This is a genomic window from Methylobacterium sp. GC_Met_2, assembly GCF_026540795.1.
GTDB lineage: Bacteria > Pseudomonadota > Alphaproteobacteria > Rhizobiales > Beijerinckiaceae > Methylobacterium.
The window spans coordinates 1-3,995 of record NZ_JALNUM010000216.1 but is presented as its reverse complement, the minus strand read 5'-3'; the positions used below and the strand labels follow the sequence as shown (position 1 = coordinate 3,995).

General features: G+C 76.0%; 4 protein-coding genes and 1 pseudogene. 1 reads left to right on the top strand and 4 read right to left on the bottom strand.

All coding sequences use genetic code 11. From position 1 onward, the window contains the following. The 4 genes from OXS49_RS32805 to OXS49_RS32790 form a co-directional block, all read right to left on the bottom strand. On the bottom strand, nt 1-626 hold a 626-nt coding region (locus tag OXS49_RS32805), incomplete at its 3' end, for a YidB family protein (protein WP_267428686.1). Between the two features lie 312 nt (nt 627-938). Then, complete coding sequence (locus OXS49_RS32800; protein WP_244001363.1) at nt 939-1,130, bottom strand: hypothetical protein; 192 nt, start codon at nt 1,128-1,130, stop codon at nt 939-941. Between the two features lie 80 nt (nt 1,131-1,210). Continuing rightward, nucleotides 1,211-1,480, bottom strand: coding sequence for a hypothetical protein (locus tag OXS49_RS32795; RefSeq protein ID WP_244001365.1), 270 nt, complete (start codon nt 1,478-1,480; stop codon nt 1,211-1,213). Between the two features lie 79 nt (nt 1,481-1,559). Next, nucleotides 1,560-3,665, bottom strand: a complete 2,106-nt coding sequence (locus OXS49_RS32790) for a hypothetical protein (protein WP_267428685.1) — start codon at nt 3,663-3,665, stop codon at nt 1,560-1,562. A gap of 143 nt (nt 3,666-3,808) precedes the next feature. On the opposite strand from OXS49_RS32790, the pseudogene OXS49_RS32785 reads away from it, so the two are divergent. Continuing rightward, nucleotides 3,809-3,995, top strand: a pseudogene (locus OXS49_RS32785) (hypothetical protein); the annotation flags it as partial.

Here is a 3,995-nt window from a genome sequence, read left to right as displayed (position 1 = left end):
TGCGACAGCAATGTCTCGCGGTCCAGCCCGGTCTGGCTCTGGAGGGTGTCCACCGTGTCGGAGCCGAGCGCCCGGGCGAGCTGGTCCGGGGCCACCGGGCGGTTGGTGCCGTGGCCGATCCAGGACTCCATCACGTCGCCGAGGCCCCCCTGGCGGAACCGATCCACCAGCCCGTCGAGGCCGCCGAGATCCCCCTGCCCCGCCGGAGCGGCGCGGCTCGGGGCCGGGCCGCCGCCGGGGCCGTCGAGCATGCCGGACAGGTCCGAAAAATCGCCAGGCGGCAGGGACGGGTCGACGCTGCGCTCCGGGCCGCTGTCGCGGCGGCCGCCGGACTGGTCCCAGCCACCGATATCGCCGCTGTCATCGGGCCGGCGCCCGCCGGCATCGGCGGGGTGCTGGCCGGGATCGCGCCCGTAGGGTCCGGCGCCGCCGGAGCGGTCGGCCTCGGGGCCCGGCTCACCCTGGCGCCCGCCGCCAAAAATGTCACCGAAGCCGCCGCTCGCGCCCTTGGCGAGCAGGAGCATCAGCAGGGCCTTCACCAGGGGGGACATCCCGCCGGCGCCGCCCTTCTGGCCACCGAACACCTGTCCGAGCACGCCGCCGATCGCCGATTCGAGCAGTCCCATGCGCCCCTCCCCCGGAGCCCGCTGCGGGCTCAGGCGAACAACCGCTCAGTTGGGGTGTCGGTTGCCTGGCGCGGGCGGCATTGGAGGGGCTGGGACTCTGTCGGGCAACGCCGCGGCTCGGACTCGCGCGGCTCGTGCGTCCCCTCTATGGCCGACGATGTGCACAGACCACCGTCTGCGAGGCGCGACGGTCTCCCTCTCCCGAGCGAGAGAGGGCACTCACGCCTCAACCTGCAAGCGTATTGCCACCCGCGTGTGAACCTGCAAATCCCCCGATTGCGAGAGACGCGGAGAAGGGCGGGCGCGCCCTCGCTAGCGGGTCGGGCCGGTCAGGGACGCCTGCGTGGTGCCGTGGGCGGTGGTGGCGTCGGCGGGCTCGGATAGCGGCATAGTCGCGGCGGCGAGCGCCAGGGCGGTCAGGAACAGGCCGGTGGCGGCGGCGCCCGCCCGAGGGCGCGGCAGACGGAGGGCGGCGCGGCGCGGACGGCGATCGGTCATCGACATGGTGGCCTCGTCCAAGGGGGTGGGCCTCGGGCCCGTATGACCATGCAACGCCGGTCGGGGGCGGACCGGTTCCCGACGCTTCAGCGCCGGGCGACGAGGCGGCGTCCGAGCGCCCCGAGGGCGCAGCCGGCGCAGTAGGGCGGCAGGATCAGGGCGGCGCCCTCCAGCCAAAGCCCCGGCAGACCGGGCACGAGGGCGGCCAGCGCCGCCGCCGCCAGCAGGCCCGCGGCCACGAACAGGCCGAGCGGCACGGCGGTACGATCCGGCCAGCCCGCGAGCGCCCCGACCACGAGGCCGAGCGCCCCCGCCCCGGCGAGTCCGGGCCAGAATCCGGCAAGCAGCAGCATCACGGCCGGTGGGCCTCCCAATGAGCGCGGCACGCGTCGGGGCGCGTCCCGGCCTGCGGGCGCCCGGCGGAGCGACGGGGCCTCACGGCAGCAGCGCGAAGGTGACGGGGCCGGCGGGCGTATCCGGCCCGGCGCTCACCTGATCCGGCCGGGCGCCAGCCTGGAGCAGATACTCGACCACGGCCTGGGCGCGCAGCCGGGGCAGGTCCTGCGGCGGCTCGTCGGCGGTCGCCTCGGGTTTCTTGGGACTCGGCTTGGGACTGGGACTCGGCTTGGGACTCGGCTTGGGACTCGGCTTGCCGCGCTTGGCGGCCTCCTTGATCGCGTCCGTGCCGGATCCCTTGCCATCGGGCTTGGCCTCCGACGCGGTGTCGTGGGCCTTGCCGTCGTGGGCCTTGGCGTCGTGCGCTTTGGCGTCGTGCTGGCCGGCCGGCTTCGGATCCGCCTTCGCGTCCGCCTTGCCGGGGGCTTCCGTCTTGGCCGCGCTGGCGACGCGGGTCGGCTCGGCCTCGGGCGGCGCGGCCGGAGGGGTGCCCTCCCCCGGGCCCGCGGCCGGTGTCGGCGCGGCCTTTGCCGGATCGGCGGGGCCCGAGACGGCGATGCGCAAGGTGGGACAGGCCTTGGCCAGGGCCGCCAGGGCGTCGAGGGTCGGATAGAAGGTCGGGCCCGGCGCGGCGCTGCCCACCGGAAAGCGCAGATCCGCCCCGGTGGTGGCGGCGGCGAAATCGGCGCGGCAGGTCGCCGGGTCGCGCCGCTCCGCCGGCTGCCGGGCCGAGACTGTGGCCTTCCCGGTCCAGCCCTGGGGCAGCGCCTCGGCGAGCCGGTCGGGCGCGCGGGCCGCGACCTCGCGGTAGAGGCTCTCACCGGTCAGGGTCAGCGTCCGGTCCGAGACGCTGGCCTCCCCGGCGGCGAGGCTCACCACCAGCGGCGCCGCGGCGGCCAGCGCCGCTCCGAGATTCGGAGGCGCGCCGTCGGCGAGGCGCGTGCGGTCGAGGATCGGCTCGCGGAACAGGCGTGGCCGCAGGGCATCGAGCACCCGGTCCCGGGTGGCGGCATCCGGGACATGCCCGGTGAGCGTCACCGCCTCCGGCGTCCGGCGGATCGCCACCCGGTAGGGCGAGAGCGGCCGCGCCGTCAGGGTGACCCGCCCGGCCGAGACGCCGGCGGGGCGGGCGTCGCGCATCAGCGCCTCGGCGTCGGGGATCGCCTGCGCGTCCATGGCGTCGCCGCTGACCGAGACCGCGCCGTCCGTGAAGGTGACGCGGCCGGTCTGGATCAGCGCGGCGAGCCGGAACATGAAGCCGATCAGGGTTTTCGAATCGATTGCGGGGTCGAGCCCCCGGGCGGTCACCAGCCGGTCGTCCACGGCCGCGCCGGGGGTCTCCTGAGCCACCTCCTGGGCGGCGCGCCGGGCGGCCTCGCGATCGGCCGTGGAGGGGATGAAGCCGTCAAGCGCGATCCCGCCCGTGGCCTTCTCGACCGTGAAGCGATACTGCGCCACCCGCGGTGGCAGGATCTCGACACGGCCGATGCTGAACCCCGCCGGCGGTTCCGACAGGGCGGCCCGCAGCGCCTCGTAGGCCGGCACGTCGAGGGCTTCGCCCGAGAGGCTGAGCACGGTGTCGCTGAGCGCGGCCCGTCCGCCCGCCGCCAACCCGGACAGCCGCGCTGCCAGGAAGGCCGCCGCGCTCGGGAAATCCGGCGGCGCCCCCCGGGCGGCCCGGGCGGCATCGTCGAGGCTGGTGCCGGGGCCGAGCATCCCGGTGACCCGCGCCTCCAGCGCCCGCCGCCCGATCTCCACGGGGCGGCTGCCCTCCAGGGCGACCCGGTCCGGGCCCAGGCGGATCGCCGCCCACTGGAACGGCGCGGCGGTCTCGACGAGGCCGACACCCGAGACGATGCGCCGGGGTCCGTCCAGGACGGCGAGGCGGAACAGGGTGGCGGCGCGGGCGCTCGCGTCCGGCGCCTCGCCGGCCGCCACGAGGTCGCGGCCCTCTACGGCGAGGCGCAGCCAGGGCTCGCCCGTGTCGGTGGCCGTACCGGCCGCCACGGCTGCCCCCTCGGCTTCGAGCCGCTCGGCGATGCGCGGGCCGGCATAGAGCGTCGCGCTCGCCCAGATCAGCGCGAGCGCCGGCAAGCCGGCGAGCCAGCCGGTGCGGCGCAAGCCTCGGGCGAAAGGATGGGGCACGGGCACGCAGGTGAGTTGATCGGATCCTGGGCCGAAACGACACCGCCTTTTCGGCAGCATGAAGGCTGCGCCGCGGCAGCAGGTCGCCGGAACGGCCCGGGCCGGGTCCGGTTGGGTCTGGCATCCGCTGCGCGGAGCCCGCCATGGAGAGTGCCTTGCGCGTCCTGTTCGCCGCTGTCCTGCTGAGTTCGATCGCCGCCCCGGCTTCGGCGCAGAGCCTGTCGGCCACCGCGACGGCGCCTGCCGCGGCCTCCCTGGAGCCGGTCACCGCGATCTCCAATCCGGGGCAGCTCAGCCTCGGTGGTGGATCCACGACCGGACCGTTCCCGA